The following is a 20,389-nucleotide window of genomic DNA, read 5'->3' on the forward strand; positions in this document are numbered from 1 at the left end:
GTTCCTCTGCTTTCGGCTGTCGTCGGTGCGGGGGAAGGGGTCGGATGCTGGATCCGGTGCTGCTACCAATCTAACCGGAGATTTCCGTGACGACGCCGTGAGTTCACGCGGATTTCCGCCGAGAGCGAAGGGTTCGACGGTTACGCTGAGGCGCATGTCGCACCCCCGGACGCATCATCCGCTCGTGATCGGCCACCGAGGCGCCTCGGGTTATCGCCCCGAGCACACCCGCTCGGCCTACGAGTTGGCGTTCGCCCTCGGCGCCGACGCGGTCGAACCCGACCTGGTCGCCACGCGCGACGGCGTGCTCGTGCTGCGGCACGAGAACGAGATCTCGGGAACGACGGATGTCGCGCATCGCACCGAGTTCGCCGGGCGCCGCACGACGCGCGAGATCGACGGCGTGGCGCTCACCGGGTGGTTCACCGAGGACTTCACGTGGGCCGAGCTCTCGACGCTCCGGGCGACGGAGCGCCTCGGCGCGCTGCGTCACACGAGTGCGAGCTTCGACGGTCGCTACCCGGTGATCCGGTTACGCGACCTCTTCGACATCGTCGACCGTGCCGCCGACGAGCGCGGCCGCCTGCTGCGCTTGGTCGCCGAGTTCAAGCACGCGTCCTACTTCGCGGGCATCGGACTGCCGCTCGACGAGCTCTTCGCCGCGGAGCTCGACGCGGCGGGGTGGGGCGACGGCGGCGAGCGGCTCATCTCGGAGGCCTTCGAGCCCACGGTGCTCGACGAACTCGCCGCACGCGGCGTGGGGGGCCCGAAGGTCCTGCTCGTCGAGGGGGCCGGGTCGCCGGCCGACCTCGTGCGCTCCGGCGGGTCGGGCGCCCCCTCGTACGACTCCTTCGTGACGGATGCCGGTCTGCGGGCGCTCGTGGGCCGGTTCGACGGGGTGAGCGTCGGGGTACCGAGACTCCTCGACGCGGATGGCGCGGCCGCGCGCGGCGCGTCGGCTGCGCGTGGGGGCGGGGCGCCCGCCGACGCACCCCTGCGCGGGGCCGCGCTCGTCGATGCCGCCCACGCCGTAGGACTCACCGTGTTCACGTGGACCCTGCGCCCCGAGAACAAGTTCCTGGCCGCCCGGTTCCGCCGGGGCAAGGGCAAGTCCGCGTGGGGCGACTGGCAGGGCGCGTTCGGCGCGGTGTTGGCCACGGGCGTCGACGGGGTCTTCGTCGACCAGCCCGACCTCGGGGTCGAGATCCGCGCGGAGCTGTCGGGCGGCTGAGGGCGCTGTCGCCCACGTCGCCGCCGACCTCGGCGTCGGCCCCTCGCCCGAACGACGGATGCCGCGTCGGGATCGTTCCCGCCGCGGCATCCGTCGTTCGTGGCTGACGCCTACTTCACCTGGTCGCTGATGACCTGCATGATCGAGGTGTCGGCGAGCGTCGTGGTGTCGCCGACCTCGCGGCCCTCGGCGAGGTCGCGCAGCAGGCGACGCATGATCTTGCCCGAGCGCGTCTTCGGCAGCTCGTTCACGATGAACACCTGGCGGGGGCGCGCGATGGCGCCGATCTGGCCTGCGACGTGCTTGCGCAGCTCTTCGCTCGCGGCGGCGACGTCGGTGACCTGTGCGGCCTGGCTGGCCTTCAGGATGACGAACGCGACGACCGCCTGGCCCGTGGTCTCGTCGGCGGCGCCGACGACGGCGGCCTCGGCGGTCCAGGGGTGGGCGACGAGCGAGGACTCGATCTCGGCGGTCGAGAGGCGGTGCCCCGACACGTTCATGACGTCGTCGACGCGGCCGAGCAGCCAGATGTCGCCGTCGGCGTCACGCCGTGCACCGTCGCCGGCGAAGTACTTGTCGCCGAACTTCTCCCAGTACGTCTCCTTGAAGCGCTCGGGGTCGCCCCAGATGCCGCGGAGCATCGACGGCCACGGCTCGGTGATGACGAGCAGTCCGCCGTCTTCGCCCTCGACGGGCGTGCCGTCGTCGGCGAGGATGTCGATCGAGATGCCGGGCACCGCGACCTGCGCGCTGCCGGGCTTCAGGTCGGTCACGCCGGGCAGCGCCGAGATCATGATCGCGCCGGTCTCGGTCTGCCACCACGTGTCGACCACGGGGATCGAACCGCCCCCGATGACGTGGCGGTACCAGATCCAGGCCTCGGGGTTGATGGGCTCGCCGACCGAGCCCAGCAGACGCAGCGAGCGCAGGTTGAACGCGTGCGGGATCTGCCGGCCGAGCTTCATGAACGAGCGGATGGCGGTCGGCGCCGTGTAGAGGATCGAGACCTTGTACTGCTCGACGATCTCCCACCAGCGGCCGGGGTGCGGCGTGTCGGGCGTGCCCTCGTAGAGCACCTGGGTGGCGCCGTTCGCGAGGGGGCCGTAGACGACGTAGGAGTGGCCGGTGATCCAGCCGACGTCGGCCGTGCACCAGTAGACGTCGGTCTCGGGGTGCAGGTCGAACACGTTCTTGTGCGTGAACGCGGCCTGCGTGAGGTAGCCGCCGCTCGTGTGCAGGATGCCCTTGGGTTTTCCGGTGGTGCCCGACGTGTAGAGGATGAACAGCGGGTGCTCGGCCTCGAACGCCTGCGCCTCGTGCTCGGACGACGCGGTGGCCACCGTCTCGTGCCACCAGAGGTCGCGCCCCTCAGTCCACTCGACCTCGTTCTCGCCGCGCTTGACGACGAGCACGTTGCGCACGCTGTCGCCGACCGACTTCGTCAGGGCGTCGTCGACGACGGGCTTCAGCGCGAACACCTTGCCCTTGCGGTAGCCGCCGTCGGCGGTGATCACGAGGGATGCCTCGGCGTCGTCGATGCGCGAGGCGAGGCTGTCGGCGCTGAACCCGCCGAACACCACCGAGTGGATCGCGCCGATGCGGGCGACGGCCAGCATCGAGACGACGGCCTCGGGGATCATGGGCAGGTAGATGGCGACGCGGTCGCCCGAGCCGACGCCGAGGTCGGTCAGCACGTTCGCGGCGCGCTTGACCTCGTCGGTCAGCTCGGCGTAGGTGATGTCGCGGGTGTCGCCCGGTTCGCCGACCCAGTGCAGCGCGACGCGGTCGCCGTTGCCGGCTTCGACGTGGCGGTCGAGGCAGTTGACGGCGACGTTGAGATCGCCGTCCTCGAACCACTTCGCGAACGGCGGGTTGGTCCAGTCGAGGGTCTTGGTGAAGGGCTTGTCCCAGTGCAGCAGGTCGCGCGACTGGTCGGCCCAGAACCCGACCCGGTCGGCCTGCGCGGCCTCGTAGAGGGCGCTGTCGGCAACGGCATTGGCGGCGAACTCGGGGCTCGGGCGGAATCGCCTGATCTCCTCGAGCGCGTGATCGATCTGAACGGTCATGGTTCTTCAGTCGCTCCTTCGCGATATGGATCATCGGTGGGTCGCCTGCCCCAAGAGCACCCTACCCGCCGCATGAGGGACCGACGACTCGTGCATGACGATGTGCGTCAGCGGGCCTTGGCTTGTGGAGAACCGAGGGTTACTGTGCCTTTGCGCAGAGAAATCTGTGTGTCCGCACAAATGAGGACAAAAAGTACTTGCGAATGTATTCGCAGGCTCTATGCTGAATACCGCCCGAACATTCGTTTTCGTGGCCTGCAGCACTCGTGATTCCCCCCAATCCTTGTGCTGCCGAGGCGGCACCTGTTCCCCCCAATGGGTGCCGCCCCCTTTCGTTAGGGGGTACCGCTCTCGAGCGGTGCTGCAAGATCGAGTCCTCCTCCACAACGGTGTGGGGGAGGCTCTTTCCATTTCTGCAGCCGGGCGGATGCCGCCGGGGCCGCCGCGGTTCGTAGCGTCGGCGTCATGCCCGTCGCACCGTTCGTCGCCACCCCGTCGTGGGAGCCCCCGCGTCTGCCCGCGCTCGCTCCCGGAGCTCCGCCGCGTGCCGTGCCGGTCGGATCGGTCGGATCGGCCGTACGGCCGGGCCTGCTGCCCGCGTCGGTCGTCGGGCGGCCCGCTGGTGTCGAGACCGCCGACCCGATCGGGCACGACCTCGGCGTGCTCGGGCCGCTCGCCGCGTTCGCGACCGCAGACGTCACGGACCTCTTCCTCAACGGGTCCGCCGGACTCTGGGTCGACCGCGGCTCCGGGCCCGAGCACGAGCCGAGCTGGACCGCCGACGAGGCAGCGGTGCGCGCGCTCGCCGTGCGGCTCATCGCCCGCGGCGGTCGGCACATCGACGAGTCGAAACTGTAAAATAGACACATGAGGAAGAGTGCCGAAGGAGAGGACGAGATGACCAGCTATGACAGCGTCGACAGCCCCGGCGTGTTCCTGCTCAGTGAATACCACCGGTCCACCGAGCCCACCACCCCGCGGCAGACGTTCGGCCACAAGATGCGCCGCCGCGCCGCGGCTGGCGAATGCCGCATTTGGCAGTGGAACGGCCGCCGGTACGTGGAGTTCCGCTGATGGACCTGATCACGGAGTACGTGAACGCCAACGGCGACGACGACCGTGAGATCACGCTAGAGCGGTGCCGGATCGCCTTCGAGGCGGTTGGCCGGCTGACCGGCGCTCCGCGGAACGAGGCAGCGAAGATCTTCGCCGAGCAAACCACCCGGGCGCTGGCGGACCAGCGGTTCGACGAGCTCACGCAGCCAGAGGAGCACGCAAACGCGATGCGCACCTCGGTGGTCTCTGGCGGGACGAGGATCACGCACATAGCAGTAACGCAGCGGGCCGCTGCATGGGCCATTGCGAGCGTCGCGGGCCGGCCCACGGTCCGGTCGATCGGACCCGCCATGCGCTTGGCCACTTACACGGCGCGGGGTGTGGCAAGTCACCGGGACGCGCTGATCGCCGGCCCGACGCTGACCGTCGACGAGCTCGAGGAGCAGGTCGACCGGATCATTGCCGCGCACCCGACGGTGGCGAGCATTACTGCCGACGACGTGCTCGGCTGGCTAGGAGCGAACCTCCACAAGGTCGGGGCCAGTACGCTCGATGCATTCGGCGAGAAGGTGCGGGCAGAGGTGGAGCGTCGGGAGCGAGCATGAGCGCCTCTAAGGCTCCGGCCAGGTTCAAGGGCACCGGGCGCATCGGGCCACGTCGCTGTGTGATCTACAGCCGTATCTCGGCCGACAAGGAGGGCGACGCGCAGGGTGTGGCGAGGCAGGAGGACGACTGCCGGGCGCTCGCGAAGCGTCACGAGTTCGAGGTCGTGCAGGTCTACCGCGACAACGACATCTCGGCTTCGACGAAGAGCACGAAGCCCCGCCCGGCTTACGACGCGATGCTCGACGCAGCCCGGGCCGGAGCGTTCGAGGCGATCCTCTCGTATAGCAACAGCCGCCTCACCCGGCGACCTCGTGAGTTCGAAGATCTGATCGACTTGCACGAGCGCACGGGGATCCAGTTCCACACCGTGGCGTCAGGCTCGTTCGACCTCTCCACGGCCGACGGTCGGCGCATGGCGCGCTTCCTCGCGGGTGAGGCCACCGCCGAGGCTGAGCGCACCAGCGAGCGCGTCAGGCGGGCCAAGGCGGAGAACGTCCTTAAGGGGGAGTACCGCGGCGGCCCGCGGCCGTTCGGCTACGAGAACGGCGGCATGAAGGTGCGGCCGAAGGAGGCCGAGGCGATCGCGTATGCCGCCTCCGCTGTGCTGGAGGGTCGGTCGCTCGCTGCGGTCGCGCGGGAGCTGAACGAGCGCGGGATTCGGCCGGCGTCGACGAACCGCAAGGACCGCGACCTGAAGAAGACGCCTCCGAGGTGGAAGGCCGGGAATCTCCGGGACATGCTGCTCCGACCTCGCAACGCGGGCATCCTCGCGCATGGACTCCCGAACCGGAATGCCACCACGAACAACAGCACGAAGAAGTACAAGGAGATCGGCCCTGCAGCATGGCCCGCGGTTCTCGATGAGGACGTATGGCGGGCGCTCAAGGCGGTGCTGACCGAACAGAGTCGCCGCACCAATGTGAACAGCGACGTGCGCTGGCTCGGGACCGGCATCTACCGCTGCGGCGTGCCACTCACTCGCGAGAACACCGACGCCCCCGAGGGTGAGGTGTGCGGCGGCAAGCTGCGCACTGCGCCGCATGGCGGGACCGGCTCGAGGAAGGGACCGCGCCGGATGCTGTACCGCTGCTCCGAGCGCGCGCACCTGACCGTCGCTCAGGAGTCCACCGATGCGTATGTGCTCGGGCAGGTCGCCGAACTGGTGCGCGACCCGCGGATCGTCGCCGGGCTGAGCCCCACCACCGCCGTCGACGTCCAACCTGAGCGCGACGCTCGCGCAGTGCTCCTGGCTCGACTGAAGCGCACGGATCACGACTACGACGAAGACCTGATCGACGCGCGACGGCACCGGGAGAAGACGACCAAGCTGAACGCCGAGCTCGCCGCGATCGACAAGAAGCTGGCCGACGCGGCCCATCGGAGCGCCTCGAACCCGATCCTCGGCGCACCTGACCCCGGGCAGGCCTTCCTCGATGCGCCGGTCGATATCCAGCGCGCTGTGCTCGCGTCGGTGGTGCGCGTGACCGTGACGCCACAGACCGTCGGTCGGGGCCGAGCGTGGTCCTCGGACCGGATACGACTCGAGCCTGTCGGCGGGGGAGCGGTGACCGACCGATGAGGCCCCGGCGGATGAGCCCCAGTGATCTGGAATGGTTCATCCGCCGCATGACGAATCCGGCGATGCCGTGGACGTGCGCCAAGACCTACGCGCAGAGCGCCCCGCACGAGTACGTGGTGCATCCGCGCACGCCGGGCCTCACTCGGGAGGGCTTCCAGCGCGCGGCGCACGTGATCCACACGTTCGGGGAGCCGGGCCGGTTCTGGCGCTCGACCAACACCTACCTCGTGGTCGGCCCGCACCGGTACTGGACGATGGACGCCGACCTCGACGACACCGACCTGATCAACCGAGCGGTGAACGATCGCGTCTATGGCGTGCAGGACGCCCCTCGCACCTTCCATGGCGGCTGGGTCGAGCACGACGCCCTCGGCACCACCTACGATGCCGCGCAGACCGCCAGACGCACGCCGGCCGACGACGACTTCGACCAGGCGCTGATCGACGCAGTGCGGAGCGAGTTCGGCGCGCGCCCTCCGCGCACCCTCGACATCGGCTGCGGCACCGGCCGAGTACTCGACCTCGGGCTCACGACGCCGGGCCGCTACACCGGCATCGACCCCAGCCAAGCCATGTTGAACGCCCTCGTGCGCAAGCACCCCGGCGTGCGTCGCCTGATCCCAGCGCGCTTCGAGGACGTGCCCCGCACGCTGCTCGCGCCGGACTACGATCTCGTGCTCGCTGTGGACACCGGTCTGACGCCCGACCAGATCGAGCGCGTGGAGGCGATCCCGTCAGGCTTGACCATCGTCGTTTGATTGACGCTCTCGATCTCCTCTTAGGAAGATATTCATCCTGACGAACTCCTCTGCGCGCGTGTCCGGATCCATGAAGCGTGCGATGTTCAAATCGCGCCTGATCTCGCCCGTTTGTTGCCAGAAGTGCAGTTGGAATGCCAGCGCCGCGCCCATCTCCAGCCAACCCGTTTGTGTCCATGGGTGCGGACCCGAAGCCCGGTCAGGTTGGCTCTCTGCGACGATCTGCACGATAACCTCGTCGCCCGCGCGGACAAGCCAGTCGGCAATATCTGCGTGGTCCTCCAGCGGCAGGCCCTCGCTGATGGACGCATTTCGAAGGGCATCCGTTATGCGGGCCATCGCGTACAGGGCGTCGTTGTAGGTCGTCGGCGGGGTATTCGCGGTTACCGAGGCTTGGAAGGCCTGATTGGTCTGGAGTGCAATCCGATGCCGTCGCTCGCGCAGCACCGCGACGCGATCGCGTTCGCGTTCGCGTTGTTCCATGTCGGCGATATCTTTCGACAGCTTGAGCGCCGTCTGCGCCGTAGTGTTGGCCGCCTTCGCCTGGTTGTTCGCGGCGACCGCGAACACGAGCGCGAGCACAGCGAGCAGGATCGACGCCGCGCCCGCGATGATCGGAATCCACACGCCCACCCACCAGTCGAAGGTGGTCGGCTCGGTGGCAACCTGCAGCGTCAAAATCACATTCGCCATTCTGACGGTCATTGCGCGCTGTCCGCGCTCACCGCCGGGTTGCGCTCACCATCGTCCTCTGACTACGGACGAGGGAACGCCTCGCTCTCGTCGATGCGATACAGGTTCGCTCGAGCGAGCGTCCGACCGACGACTGTCAGGCCGAACGCGGACGGAATCTGGCCCCACCACTCCGCGATTGGACCGAGGGCGGGCATTGCCCGGATTCGCCGCATGAGTTCGGCGTGCGCATCGGCGTCCTGCTGCCCAAGGCCGAAGTCTCGCTTCGCGCCTTCGACGATTGCGTCGATCAGGTCTTGCGGTTGGCCAGCGAATTGGACGCGCAGGCTCTCTTCGTCGAGCGTACGTACTCGGATCTTGCCGGGAATCAGATCATGCGGCCCGATCAGTTCCCCCCACCTCATGTCGGGAAATGCGCCGCCGATCGTGGTCGGCGCGGCGGCGGCATCAGCGCCTGGCGCCAGGAATCCCGGCATTCGTTCCGCGACGTATGTATCGAAGTCCTTCATGCTCGATAGCGTGTTCAGACGCACGGCGTCGAGAATGTCGAGGTGATCGAGCCAGTCTGAGCCCATTGGAAGAGGCCCGTCCAAGAGTGAGGCGAGCGCTTTGTCGTATGCGTCGAGCCCGCCTGAGATGTCGAATCCCGGCCGCCACCCGGTCAGTGCGACAAACACAGTCAAGCCGCGTAAGGCTTCGTCGTCCACTCGATCCACGATCTCGATGGAGCGCTCGATTCCGGCGAGCTTGGGGCGATCACGCGGGTGCTCTGCGCGGTCCTTCAGGAGCGCGGTGAGCATGTCATAGTCCGCCTCCCGCTCGGTCGAAGCCGCCGCCTCCTGCGCCTTCTTGAGCGCGCGTATGAAGGCAGGATCTGCGAACGCATCGAGCAGACCATGCTCGGCGAGGGACGGGATCAGACGGCCCTCGAAGGCCTGCAGCCGGAGCTCGAGCGTCGCTCGTGCTTGCTGTTCGTGCTCGCGAGCCTGGATGACCTGCTGGTCGAACACGGTCATGAGGCTCCAGACCTCTGCGACGGTCATCCCCGTGTAGGTCACGTTGATGTCGCCCTGGACCTGCGTCGAACCCGAACCGGCGCGCTGCACCTGGCGGTCGCCGATCATTTCTCGAGGCCGTTCACGTCACGCCCAGCCTGGATCTGGGTCGAGTTGTCGCCAGCCTTCTGCTTCTGAACGACCTTGGTCTTCTTGACCATCACGCGCCAGGTGATCACGCTTCCGCCTGCTGCGCCGAGCATGAGGCCCAGCAGCATCGTCCCGAGCCCATCGAAGAACCACTCCACGTGCCTACCGCTCTCCACTCGTGTGCCTGCGAGATGACCATATCTGGGACTACGCGCACTTCGGTTTCGAAACTCGGAATGTGCTCTGTGGGTGCAGCCGCGAACAGCCGTGCAATTGCCGCCTCAGACGGGCGCGTAGAGCGTCCCAGGCGGTAGAATTGAGACTGGGAACAGCACGCGCGAGCGGGCCATTCTCATCACATGAGCAAGCGCAGCCGGACCCCGCCAACGGGGCCGGACGGTAAGACCACCGCAGACGACGGCAAAGGCCGGACACGTAGCGGACAAGGCGCCGTCACGAGACCAAATGCGGGCGTGTGATCCACTCTTCAGAGTCAGGATCACCATGTCCAACGTCATCGGCGAGCGCCGGAAGCTTGCCACCTTCGCTGAGGCAGCCGCCTACTGCGAGGTCTCTCCCCGCTCCATCGAGAACTGGGTTTCCAAGCGCTTCATCAAGGCGTACCGGCGTCAGAACAGCCGTGAGCTGCTGGTCGACCTCGATGAACTCGAGGGCGCGTTCATCCGATTCGGTCGCACAAAGATGCGCGACGGCCGGAAGACCTCGGGCAATGTCCGGATCGTCGAGATTGTCGACTGATGAGCGCGCCGACGATCGTCCTCACCGATGCGCAGTGCATCAGGGTCGCCGCGCTGCTCAGCCTCGTACCCCCGAAGCCGCCCATCGCGGAGCAGGAGGCCGACCATGGTTGAGATCGTGACCGCTGGCGAGCGCCAGGTCATCGCTCCCGAGGGTCTCCTGCCGCTAATGCGCCGTGGCGTGCGTGCGTTCCCCACCCGCGCCGACAAGCGCCCGTGCTTCACCGGCTGGCAGGACTCCGCCACGGCAGACCTGTCCACGCTCGTCGCACAGGTGGAGGAGGCGGCTGGCCGCTACGGCGGGCTCGGCCTGCTCACCGGCGAGGTGGTCTCGGTGCTCGACCTCGACGGCCCGGCAGCGTTCGACGCGATGGTCGACCTCGCGGCAGAAGCCGACGACCGGTTCCCGAGGCCCGAGCAGTTGGTGGGTCGCACGCCGAGGGGAGGGTGGCACGTCTACTACCGCTCGCCGGCCGATCCGGACGCCGACCGCAACAACGTCCGGCTGCACGACCTTCCGGTCGACTGGCGCGGCCGGGGAGGCCTGGTGCAGGCGTTCGGGGAGCGTCGGAGCCTGCAGGGTCGACTGATCCCCGCCGAGCCCGCGTGGCTGGTCCAGTGGCGCGCTGATGCTTCGCCGCGTGGTCGGAGCGCGGGGTACATCGAGCGTCAGCTGGCTAGCGCCGGTCGACCGATGACGGCGAGCCGGTACGACGCGCTGCTGCGCCGGATCGCCACCACGCCGGAGGACAGCCACAAGCGCAACAGCATGCTCTGGTGGGGTGCACGGGTCACGTGGGGCTGCTGGCTCACCACCCGACCGAGTTCGCGGCCGTCGGAGGAGTCCGTCAGGGCCGACCTCGAGGAGGCCGGGCACGCCTGCGGGCTCGACGTCTCCGAGGTAGGCCGCACGGTCGAGAGTGCGATGGCGCAGGCTCGGCGCGACGTGTTCCGCGCGGGCCCAGACCGGGAGGCCTCTTGAACGCCGACTGGAGCGGAGGCGGAGGCAACGTCTGGGACTTCAGTCCGACGTCGAACAACCCTGAGCCAACAGACGAGGAGCTGCGCGCAAGCACCGCCTACCGGAACGTGAGGAACCAGGAGCGGACGAGGATACTGGTGCGCGCCGACCTCAACCTCGAGGCGGGTGGCGAGCCGGAGATCCTGTCGGCGAGCGATATCGAGGACGAGACCGTCGAGATCCCGAGCATCGGGTTGATCGAGGGCAAGCTCGACGAGCAGGGCAGGCCCTGCCACCTCTTCTACGGAGGCGCGCTGAACGGCATGCATGCCCGTGGCGGGGCCATGAAGACCAATATCGGTCTGTTCATCGGTCTGCAGGAGGCGAGGAAGGCCAACGCCTTCCTCGATTACAACCGCGAGCTCAGCAAGTCCGAGTTCAAGCGGCGGCTGCGCCTGTTCGGCGCGACCGACGACGAGCTTGTGCGGTCGGTCTACTTCCGGCCGTCCGGGAATCCCGCAAAGGACCTGCTGGCGATGAAGAGGCACATCGCTGGCCTCGGAGTGCCGCTCACCTTCGCGATGTTCGACGCGCTCAACAAGATCATGCAGGGGTTGAACCCGAATGACACCGCAGACGTGATCGCCGCACTCGCCAGCAGCGCCGACCTGGTGACGGAGGCCTGGCCGATGGTCGCCGCGAACATGCTCGATCACATCGCAAAGGGCGCGCCTGAGGCGCTGATGCCGACCGGCAGCGCCGCGAAGTACAACGCAGTGCAGGGTGCGCAGTACCTCGTGAAGAAGGTAGTCCCGTCGAGCGTGGACACCGACGGATACTCCACCATCACGTGCACGAAGGATCAGCGCGCCTACTACCGCGAGGGGGAGGTGGTCGCCCGATTCAACATGGGCCCGCATGGCTTCAAGCTGATCGCTCCCACCGATCAGGACCAGTCGGAGGCCGAGCACCTGCTCAAGGCGCGCACGAAGATCGTCGAGGTCCTGAAGGAGAAGGGCGAGTTGAGCGCGAGCACCTTGAGGAACCAGTGCGGCGGGCGCTCGGAGTGGCACGTGCAGGCGCGTGCCGACATGGTGAACGCCGACCAGTTGGAGTGGCGTAAGCAGGGGAAGCAGGTCTTTTACCGGCTGAAGGACCCAGACGCGTGGCTGAGCGTGGACCTCGGAGCCGCCCAATGAACCTCCCGTTCCCGTTCCCTATATCGACATGGGAACGGGAATGGGAAAGGAACGGCAGGCTCCCATTAATGCGTAATGCGCTCGCCCACGGCTTCTTCTCCACCTCAGCTCCCACCTTCATCCATTCCCATCATGAATATCTACGAACGGGAACGGGAACGATGGTCTCTACCGATCCACGCACCACCCAGGATCACAGGGGAGCGAGTCGCGAACGGCGGCTGGAGTCGTCCGGTCCCGCGACCGCGTGACCTCCTCCATGATCTCCAAATCTTGAGAAACACGCCTGGCCCAGCCGCGTACTTTGACGCTACGGAAGCACCTGCCCCTGATGCTGGAAGACGCATGCGCTACCTCGCGGAATTCGCCTCGTTTTTCCTTAGGGCGTCCTTGATCTCATGCTCGGAGACTTCTGCTGCATCTGCCCGTGCCTTTTCATGCTCGCGATCGCGGAGCTCGTCACTCCATCCAAACCAGTGCGCCAGGGTTGCGATCCATTCAGGGATGTCGGACGGGTCATCTCGGTCCTCCGCCGGCACGCGAAACTGCTGGTCGTACAACGCACGGACGAGCCGACGGAACAGTCTTTTCTGTTCATCAAGCGTGGCGTCGCGAGCTGATGCAATCTCTTCGTCGACTGATGTTGACGACCCAAGTTCCTTGCCCCATACCGGGGCTTCACCGGAGGGCTTTAGCAGTACCGCATTTGATTTCTTGGTGCTCATGACTGATAAGTAAATCGGGTTCCGTGCTCGGTCGCTGGCGAATCTTGCCGATCGCTACACAGGTTGTCTTGTCAATGCCCGGCAGGACGGCGGACTGCTGGTCGGCGAGCGAGCATAGCGCACTGGGTCGCCCGCCCGCAGGTACCACGAGAACACGTTCTGAACGCCCCACGAGTGAGAGTGTCTCGAAGGTACGTCGCCCGCGCGGCCGATACATTTACTCCGTGCCCGCCGCGCGAATCCGACTAAGAGCGTCAGCATGGACTCGCGTGCGCCGACCGAGGTCTAGTGCACCTTCACCGCGAAGTGGTCGAGGTCGGCTCGTTGTACGCATGGGGCGTTGGCTGCTACTGATCGCATCGGTAGTTGCGATCATCCCGCTCGCGTTGTTTGTCTTCCCGCCCGCGCCGCCGGGGCCTCCCCCCGTCGGACTCGGCTTCTTCCACATCGTCGGGAATGTAAAGGCGATTGAATACCGCGTGCAAGGCCCGCGCCATGCCGTCGTCTTGACTGTTGGCGCAGACGTCGAGGAGCTCTCGTTCTCATTGAACACCTCGCTCGTGATGAGAATTGTGCCCAGCAGTGACATCCCCGACGTCTGGTCTGGGAACAACCTGACGGATGACGCCTGTTGGTCGATCTACCAGACAGCCTCGCGATGGCCGGTCCTCGAACGCTCACAAGACTCCGAGTGCGCGAACTCGAATGAAATCCGGCTCAGTTGGCCAGCTCACAACCTGGGTACGGCAGGTCCATACGCGTGGTCGTATAGCCCTCCTACCTTCATCTCGGTGGACCGACGTGTCATCGTTGACGGCAAATTCGAAGAGCTACCGGAGCGGTCGCCCGTGATAATGACGACCGCCTACAGTCTTGATCTTGACGAGCTGCGACTTAGCTATCTTCTAAAGACGCGCGACGCCTTCTCATTGCGGAAGGCAACCCTTTTTCCGTCGTCGGGCAGCACGTGTGTCTCGAAGGACACGTCAAGCGTTGTCTCAAATTGGGACTGTGCAATTACTGGAACACAAGACACAGCTATCGAGTCGGAGATAGATTTCTCCGTTCCCGCCTCCTACGCGGTCTGGGAACGAACGGGCTATCAAGAGGAAAAGGAGGCGATGTTGCTTGTCTTGGGCGCGCTGCTCGGCCTCGTCGGCGGTGGGATCTACGCGGAGCTCCAAGCGCTTGACAGGGATCGCGAAGCGCGAAGTAGAGATCCTCGCCGTCAACCAAGAACGCAGCGATGACGGTCCCCGGGTCTAGTGACGGTCCCCGGGTCTTTAGTAGCCGTAGCCTCGGCGTCCTCGATTATCCGCCGTCTTGCTGACCACGTGCGCGCCGGTCGACGACTCGCGTTAACTGCAGCGAAACTCGCCAGCTGATGGCACTTGCAACTTGATTGAGGGCCTCAAATCCGCATCAACGTGGCTGATTTGGAAAGGCGACGGGGACGGTCCTCTATGCCGCCAAGAGTTGTGATCCAGTGCAGGCGGCACGTGCTTGGTGGTTTCTGTATCGGCTGAAGATCGAGCACCTGGGGCAAAGGTGCAGTCTCGCTTCACCGCCGAAGCGCCAACCGAAAGTGACTAATGGTTGAAGATCGCTGAGTATCTCTACCAAGAGAAATAGATCACCGCTACTGCGGCGGACTCACCCGAAACAGCGAACTCATCCGAAACATAGGAGCGCGCGGTGATCTCAGCGTGCAGGAGGACCTCGACCGGTCGGGTGGGTTAAGCGGTTGAGACCATGCATCAGAACCGTCGAGGAGAGCCCTGGCGAGCGAGTCGGTAGGCCTCGAAGTCGAACAGACCGTTCGCGTCGAGGGGCGAGCGCGGCAGCCGCCCCGCTGGCCGGTACGCCGTCAGGTCGATCGTCACGCTCGCCGGAGCGCCCGAGGCGGTGACTGAGATAGAGAGCGCAGCGGGCGAACCTCCGGCGGGTGTGGGCGGGCTCGAGGTAGTGCCGGTCGTGCTCATGATGATCTCCTTCATCGTGTGCGGGTGCTTCTCGGTGTCCCGCTTCTCCAGGGCGACGCTCACGCGCCAGCGCGAGCCCGGCTGCCGTTGAACCGCGCGAGGCGCTCGGCCCGACGCTGCTCGGCCGCACGGCCCCGCTCCCACCCGGCCGCGGAAGTATGCCGATCGGAGGCCAGAGCCTCGGCGTGCCGGGCGCAGAGCGAGGCTGACGGGCTCATAGCCGGCCCGTTGCACTCGACGCTGGTCACTTCGCGGGTCCGTGGCACGGAGGTCGCGTCCGCCTGCGAGGAGGCGGGAAGTCACGTCCGGCCGCGCCCCTCGTGAGCGGTGAGCAGCGACAGGGGTAGTGGTCGCCATGGCGGGAATCGTACGCGTGCAAGGATCCTGCCACCAGGTCCTGTAGCAGAATGACAGGCTCCTGGAGCTGCCTGCAGCAGGCTTTTTGGGAGCAACAATCGATGGATACGCCAACGAACTGGTCAGAACGCGTGACGTAGTACGCTCCACAAAGCAATCCGTTTGCCCGACTCGTTCACCGTGCGCAATGCCGGCTCCCTAAACTGCGGCGTCACGCGGTTCGATGCCACACCTAGCTCATCTCGAAGTTTCTCGGTGTCGTGTCCAGCTAGATTGTTGATTCACTGAGGGGCGTGGCACCGATTGCGGGGTGGCGCCTGTGTTGTAGAGGTCCACACCCCTAGCCGCTAGCGGCATCAGCATCCTGACTCGTCTAGAGCCCTACGCGCGGTCGCGAGATTGCTCCAGGCGACGCGGGTGTTCGGATGTTCGGCACCCAGCACCCGGATCGCGGTAGGGATCAACGCATCCAAGTCTGTAAGTGCACCGGTCGCGTCGCCCGCAGCGTTACGGGCGGTGGTGAGGTTGATTCGGGCAGTCACAGTGTCCGGGTGTTCCGCGCCCAACACTCGCACCATCACTGGGATCAGTTCCCTCAGCTCCGCCAACGCGCCAGTCGCGTCGCCGACTATCGTTCGGGCATTGGCGATGTTGTTACGAGCGGTCAGGACTTGTGGGTACTCGGCACCCAGTACGCGCACCATCACTGGAATCAGTTCCTCGAGTTCCGCCACCGCGCCGACAGCATCACCCGAATACACACGCGCACCGGCTCGGTTGTTCCGAGCCAGCAGGGTGTCCAGGTCGTCGGCACCCAGCACTCGCACCATCACTGGAATCAGTTCCTCGAGGATGGTCAGTGCACTGTCGGAGTCGCGAGTCAGCGCCAGCGTGGCGGCGAGCTTCATCCGGGTGGTGAGAGTGTCCGGGTGTTCGACGCCCAAGACCCGCGCCTTAACTGGGACTAGTTCCTTCAGATCTGCCAGCGCGCCGCCAGGGTCGCCAGCAAGCGCCAGAGCGGCGGCGAGGTTGCTCCGATTGGTGAGGGTGCCCGGGTGCTCGCGCCCCAAGACCCGAGCCATCGTGGGCGCCAATTCCTTCATCTCCGCCAGTGCCGCGCCCAAGTCGCCAGCGCGAGCGTGCAACATGGCGAGGTTACTCCGGCTGGCCAGGGTGTCAGGACGGTCCGGGCCTAGAGCCTGACTGTATTCGGCGATCGCGGGCAACAAGGTCGTATACCCGTCTGCGAACCTCCCGACCGACTGGTAGAGCGCCGCGAGCTCCGCTCGCGTGTCGGGGAGACGACGGCTGGTAGTGGCGTGCTGTTGGTATCCGTATATGAGTCTCACGTAAAGCTGGAATGCCTGCTCGTACGCGGCAGTCCGTTCGGTTGGCGAGAGTGATCGAGCGTAGGCGGCGGTGGAGGCTGCGAGATTATGGAGCGGCGACAGGGTGCGCGGGTCTCCGCGCCCATAGTTCTCCTCAGCGCGGGCGAGTTCTCGGGTGTAGAGGTCGACGCTGCGGTGCGCCCACCCTGCATCCGCCAGGGCCTCGGCGGTGGCAAGGAGTAGTTCCCCGTTTGCCCCACGTTCGAGGATCTCCTCTAACCGAGCCCGGTCAACCTCGCGGAGACCGGCGGCGCGACGCAACCGAAGCAATGCCGCCTGCAGCGTGGGGGGCATTGCGGCATCGGTGTCGGCCATATGCTGTAGCAGGTCTAGAGCAACATCCACCGGTACCTCGTCCCACATCCCCGTTTCGGCGATGGCCATCAGACCGGCTTCGACCCGACGTGACTCGGCAGTCCGCTCTTCGTGGCTGAGCGTGTCGTCGATATGCCCGCGCGTGGTCTCGAATAGGACTGGCCCGCGGAATGCGAGCTCACCACCCGTGGTTGACCCACCCGTAAGTGAGGCTACCCACCCCGTCTCGAGCGCGAACCTCGCGATCGCTGGATCCACCAGGGCGGCGAGCGTCCGTGGGCCGTGGATGGCCAGCGCGGCTAGAGCGACGCGTGCCGGAGTTGGCAGAGCCGCCCACGAGTCCTCCTCGCGACTTCGTATCGCAAGCGTTCGCAGGTTCGGCGGGAGGCTGGCGCGGCTAGAAAGCGCTTCCAGCACTGATCTATGGGAGAGCAAATTTGCCAAAGCTCCAGGCGCGCCGTCGGCAGTCGACACCACCGCCGACGCCCCTGCGGAATCCAGGTCGCAGCCTGGCTGGAGCTGATCGAACGTTGCAGCGCAAATGCTTGCGAGTTGGGCGTCAGTGAACGGGTCGATCTCGACCCTCTCGACGACGCGGTCGTCCAACCCTTCCAGGAACTTGTCCAAGGCGCTGTTCTCGGCACGGTCGATGTCGGTCGCGAACACAACAAGGACCCTGGACGCCGAGGAACGCACCAGTCCACCTAGCAGTGCGAGCGTCGTGGGATCGAGGCTCTCGGCGTGGTCAACGACGGCCACCAGCGGCACCCACCGCGTCAGTTGCGCCAACAAACGCCCGTCAGACGCAGCAGCCGAGATGGCGTCGTCTCTCGCAGAGAATCGTCTCTTCGCATCGACGCGTAATGCCGCATGGAGTCGTGAGCGTTTGGATTGGAAGACGCGGGGGGCCTGACTGGCCAGCCGGGCTGCGGAGAGTATTGTCGCTGCAGGCGCCAGTACCGCGGAGAGTCCCGCCAACAGCAAGGTTGAATCCACCGCGAATGCCACCCGTTGGGCCGTCAGTGCGTCCATGCTCTCGAGCGCGGCGCCGAACGGGCCGGCGTGGCGGGATAACTGCGCATCCGCCTCCGCTACGGCCAGTTCATCGTGGCCGTCTAGACCCCACCACAACCATGGGAGACGCGCGCCACCCTTCACCTCGAACCCGTCGGGCACGATTACATCACGCAGCGTCGTCGAATTCGCGGCGTTGAACATGCCTGGCGCCAATTCGGGTGGCCAGTACGACTGACCGCTCTGGCGGGCGGCTGCGTACTCGTAAAATGCTTGCAACGACCCTGTCAGCCCCGAGCCAGTTCTGCCGCGCAGCGCCAGCACGCGGGAGCATGGCGCTCCTGAACTCACTTGGTCAAAAGCTTCCCCCAGCCGGAACAACACGCGCTCTGACGATCCCCCCGCGACCCATTTCCTCACACTTGGACGATAGCGGTGAGGACCCCGTTCGGAGTCGCCTAAGCTCCTCAATTGATCGCGAGGAGCGCCCGGATGCCACGCTCGGCGGTTATGCGATTTGAATGATGGCCCGGTGCTAGGACCGACTCGACTTACGACCGTTCCTGAGCGTATATGGACTCGTGTCACTGATCCGACTGTTCAGCGGCGGGCGCGGACTCTGACGCCGAGCCTCCATACGGGTGATCGGATATGTGTGCACTGAGCGCCGAGGCCTCAGCGCACGTGAACGTCGACTTTGAGGACCTCGCAGAAGACGATGAGTTTTTGCAGGCCACTGTCCTCGTCGCCGAAGGCCCAGTCGTATGCGGTATCGCTCGTGATATCTCCCGGCATCACTCGGTCACCGAAGAACACATACGCTCGGTCGCTGTTGCACTGACGACTCATGTAGGCAATTCCGTCGAAGCCGGCGCGATGAGCCGCCTCCGCCCATAGGACAGTCGTCTGGTACTCCGACGCATCGGTATCGGTGACCTCTGAGGGGCGCGCACCAAGACGTCGCAGACCGGTGCCGAATAGCTCAGCCAGGCGAAGGTCTCGGCCCACAACCAGACGAGACATGCGATGCCTGTTGTACGCGGAAGGCGCGAGAGTGCCACCGGAAAGCGGCATGTCATGAAGCAGCGACTCGCATATCGCGGCGCGTTCGGTGTCGGCCCCGTAGAGTACGGGGACCTTGGGGTCACCGAAGAAAGCAAAGCGCGTCGGCGAGCCCACCCCGGGATTGAACTCGTCGCCGCCACGCATGAGGCTATGAACGCGGAAGAGCTCGTGCCCCGCATCGAGCACGAGCTCCCCCGCTTCGAACGGATCCGGGGGCGTGGCCGCTACCACTCGACGAACCAGGCCTTGCGCGCAACTTCGACCACATCGTCACCGAAATCAAGATGGTCGACTGGACGGTCGCCCTGCAAGTAGGTCGTTGGTGAACAGAGCCAGTCGGTCACGTCTTCTATATCCCAGCCAGCCTCGTTGGCTGTCTCGATCACTTTCGTCACGACAGGCTTCACTCGGCGGCGGGACGGATCAAACTGAAATCCGGGGTAGACGAATGCGTTCAATCGACGCAGATACAGGACCTCCCCCTTCTTCCTCAGGTCCGCCATGAAGGCCCGATGCGAGCTACCTCGGTGACCGAGAAGACGGGCGACGTTCGGAGCATCAAGTAGTTCGAACTCGTCGCGGATCGCCCGCGTAGCGTTCTCGGTGGCCTGGAGGGCACGAGCCATAGCTGGCGGAACGTCGGCGTCGAATTTCGCCAGTACGGCTGCGTAATCCCTGATCGTGCTCCGCACTAGGGCGACCTGAACGATGCGGGCCGCATCAGCGGGCGAATGCTGAAATCCGAGCTGCTGGAGCACCCCCTGCAGTGGCTCTAGATCAACACCAGAGAGATGCGTGAGCGATTCCTGAATACGCTCCACATCGGTGGCGGGTCGTTGAGCTACATCTGGCATACTTCCACTCGTCCCTACGTTTCAATACACTCAAGCATAGCGCCGGTTTCGTAGGATGAGGCGACTTATCCATTCTCCGAGCGTTCATCTTCTGAGGCCAGGAGTGTGCGCGGCGATGAAAGCCGTATGCACCGCCTCTACCGCCGCGCGCAGCGTGGAGTACCGGCCGACGCGCTCTCCGGGACGCTCGGCGACGTACAGCACAGCCTGAGCATCGCGGACGATCCTGACGCGGCCGTAGTCGCGGCCCTGCGCGTCGACGAGGAACCACACGCCAGGTTGTCGTTCGTCGGTGGCGAGTAGTGGATGCCAGCTGCCGGCCTTCTTCTGCTCAGGCATCGCTGGCTCGGGATTCTGGTCGGTGGCCGCGGTCGCTGCCTGGTATTCGTCCCAGACGCATTCTGCGGCGAGCCTTAGCTCGTCGACGGGGAAGTATCCGATCAGTTCGCGCTGTGCGGCGTCCTGAGCCCAGGTCTGCGCGCGGAGCAGCTGTCGGGGCGGGTGGCTCTTCTCCACCCGCTCGATGATCGCGATGCGACGCGAGCCGTCGAACTGCAGCCATGTGCCTCGTTCGACCGAGCGGAGCTTCGGCTGCCAGTAACGCACCTGGCGACGCCTTTCCTCGATGGTGGTTCAC

The 20,389-nt window shown here is 65.8% G+C and carries 20 protein-coding genes; 10 read left to right on the forward strand and 10 right to left on the reverse strand.

Features of this window, described 5'->3' with window-relative positions:
* Positions 1-154 precede the first annotated feature (154 nt).
* A complete protein-coding gene (locus tag GQR16_RS08530; RefSeq protein ID WP_157414723.1) occupies positions 155-1,231 on the forward strand; it encodes a glycerophosphodiester phosphodiesterase family protein in 1,077 nt (358 codons plus the stop codon).
* A 110-nt stretch (positions 1,232-1,341) separates the two neighbouring features.
* On the opposite strand, the gene acs is transcribed toward GQR16_RS08530, so the two are convergent.
* Positions 1,342-3,297 (reverse strand): acetate--CoA ligase, encoded by a 1,956-nt coding sequence (gene acs, locus GQR16_RS08535; RefSeq protein WP_157414724.1) that lies wholly within the window; start codon positions 3,295-3,297, stop codon positions 1,342-1,344.
* Positions 3,298-3,762: 465 nt separating this feature from the next.
* Here acs and GQR16_RS20130 point away from each other — a divergent pair, with 465 nt between their 5' ends.
* Genes GQR16_RS20130 through GQR16_RS08555 form a run of 5 tightly spaced genes read left to right on the forward strand, consistent with a single transcriptional unit; the run spans position 3,763 to position 7,296 of the window.
* Positions 3,763-4,155, forward strand: a complete 393-nt coding sequence (locus tag GQR16_RS20130) for a hypothetical protein (RefSeq protein WP_157414725.1) — start codon at positions 3,763-3,765, stop codon at positions 4,153-4,155.
* 9 nt (positions 4,156-4,164) lie between these two features.
* Positions 4,165-4,371, forward strand: coding sequence for a hypothetical protein (locus GQR16_RS08545; RefSeq protein WP_157414726.1), 207 nt, complete (start codon positions 4,165-4,167; stop codon positions 4,369-4,371).
* Positions 4,371-4,958 (forward strand): hypothetical protein, encoded by a 588-nt coding sequence (locus tag GQR16_RS19580; protein WP_170298442.1) that lies wholly within the window; start codon positions 4,371-4,373, stop codon positions 4,956-4,958. Before GQR16_RS08545 ends, GQR16_RS19580 begins: the two co-directional genes overlap by 1 nt.
* The gene (locus GQR16_RS08550) at positions 4,955-6,538 is read left to right on the forward strand and encodes a recombinase family protein (RefSeq protein ID WP_170298443.1); all 1,584 of its coding nucleotides are present in this window, start codon (positions 4,955-4,957) and stop codon (positions 6,536-6,538) included. Before GQR16_RS19580 ends, GQR16_RS08550 begins: the two co-directional genes overlap by 4 nt.
* A gap of 11 nt (positions 6,539-6,549) precedes the next feature.
* Positions 6,550-7,296: a class I SAM-dependent methyltransferase gene (locus GQR16_RS08555; RefSeq protein ID WP_170298444.1), complete on the forward strand. Its 747-nt coding sequence runs from the start codon at positions 6,550-6,552 to the stop codon at positions 7,294-7,296.
* Here the strand turns inward: GQR16_RS08555 and GQR16_RS08560 are convergent.
* The 3 genes from GQR16_RS08560 to GQR16_RS08570 all read right to left on the reverse strand — a co-directional run bounded on the left by GQR16_RS08560 (position 7,273) and on the right by GQR16_RS08570 (position 9,292).
* On the reverse strand, positions 7,273-7,980 hold the full coding sequence (locus GQR16_RS08560) for a hypothetical protein (protein WP_157414729.1): 708 nt from the start codon (positions 7,978-7,980) through the stop codon (positions 7,273-7,275). The genes GQR16_RS08555 and GQR16_RS08560 overlap by 24 nt on opposite strands.
* Before the next feature lie 71 nt (positions 7,981-8,051).
* A complete protein-coding gene (locus GQR16_RS08565) occupies positions 8,052-9,113 on the reverse strand; it encodes an LPO_1073/Vpar_1526 family protein (RefSeq protein WP_157414730.1) in 1,062 nt (353 codons plus the stop codon).
* Positions 9,110-9,292, reverse strand: a complete 183-nt coding sequence (locus tag GQR16_RS08570; protein ID WP_157414731.1) for a hypothetical protein — start codon at positions 9,290-9,292, stop codon at positions 9,110-9,112. The genes GQR16_RS08565 and GQR16_RS08570 overlap by 4 nt, the downstream gene beginning before the upstream one ends.
* Positions 9,293-9,638: 346 nt before the next feature.
* On the opposite strand from GQR16_RS08570, the gene GQR16_RS08575 reads away from it, so the two are divergent.
* The 3 genes from GQR16_RS08575 to GQR16_RS08585 all read left to right on the forward strand — a co-directional run bounded on the left by GQR16_RS08575 (position 9,639) and on the right by GQR16_RS08585 (position 12,052).
* Entirely contained in the window at positions 9,639-9,893 is a 255-nt protein-coding gene (locus GQR16_RS08575; RefSeq protein WP_157414732.1) for a MerR family transcriptional regulator, read from the forward strand.
* 105 nt (positions 9,894-9,998) lie between these two features.
* On the forward strand, positions 9,999-10,874 hold the full coding sequence (locus GQR16_RS08580; RefSeq protein ID WP_170298445.1) for a bifunctional DNA primase/polymerase: 876 nt from the start codon (positions 9,999-10,001) through the stop codon (positions 10,872-10,874).
* Between the two features lie 137 nt (positions 10,875-11,011).
* Positions 11,012-12,052 carry a hypothetical protein gene (locus GQR16_RS08585; RefSeq protein WP_157414734.1) on the forward strand — a complete coding sequence of 347 codons (1,041 nt, stop codon included), beginning with the start codon at positions 11,012-11,014 and terminating at the stop codon, positions 12,050-12,052.
* 350 nt (positions 12,053-12,402) lie between these two features.
* On the opposite strand, the gene GQR16_RS08590 is transcribed toward GQR16_RS08585, so the two are convergent.
* On the reverse strand, positions 12,403-12,777 hold the full coding sequence (locus tag GQR16_RS08590; RefSeq protein WP_157414735.1) for a hypothetical protein: 375 nt from the start codon (positions 12,775-12,777) through the stop codon (positions 12,403-12,405).
* Between the two features lie 332 nt (positions 12,778-13,109).
* Between GQR16_RS08590 and GQR16_RS08595 the strand changes: the two genes are divergently transcribed.
* On the forward strand, positions 13,110-14,027 hold the full coding sequence (locus tag GQR16_RS08595; RefSeq protein WP_157414736.1) for a hypothetical protein: 918 nt from the start codon (positions 13,110-13,112) through the stop codon (positions 14,025-14,027).
* A gap of 507 nt (positions 14,028-14,534) precedes the next feature.
* Here the strand turns inward: GQR16_RS08595 and GQR16_RS08600 are convergent.
* From GQR16_RS08600 to GQR16_RS08620, 5 genes are all read right to left on the reverse strand, one after another.
* A complete protein-coding gene (locus GQR16_RS08600) occupies positions 14,535-14,759 on the reverse strand; it encodes a hypothetical protein (RefSeq protein WP_157414737.1) in 225 nt (74 codons plus the stop codon).
* 713 nt (positions 14,760-15,472) lie between these two features.
* Positions 15,473-18,037 (reverse strand): tetratricopeptide repeat protein, encoded by a 2,565-nt coding sequence (locus GQR16_RS08605; protein WP_157414738.1) that lies wholly within the window; start codon positions 18,035-18,037, stop codon positions 15,473-15,475.
* A gap of 471 nt (positions 18,038-18,508) precedes the next feature.
* Entirely contained in the window at positions 18,509-19,129 is a 621-nt protein-coding gene (locus GQR16_RS08610) for an RES family NAD+ phosphorylase (RefSeq protein WP_157414739.1), read from the reverse strand.
* Positions 19,123-19,752, reverse strand: a complete 630-nt coding sequence (locus GQR16_RS08615) for a hypothetical protein (RefSeq protein ID WP_157414740.1) — start codon at positions 19,750-19,752, stop codon at positions 19,123-19,125. The genes GQR16_RS08610 and GQR16_RS08615 overlap by 7 nt, the downstream gene beginning before the upstream one ends.
* An 84-nt stretch (positions 19,753-19,836) precedes the next feature.
* Positions 19,837-20,358 carry a hypothetical protein gene (locus GQR16_RS08620; protein ID WP_157414741.1) on the reverse strand — a complete coding sequence of 174 codons (522 nt, stop codon included), beginning with the start codon at positions 20,356-20,358 and terminating at the stop codon, positions 19,837-19,839.
* Between the last annotated feature and the right edge of the window lie 31 nt (positions 20,359-20,389).

The organism is Agromyces allii, assembly GCF_009749385.1.
GTDB lineage: Bacteria > Actinomycetota > Actinomycetes > Actinomycetales > Microbacteriaceae > Agromyces > Agromyces allii.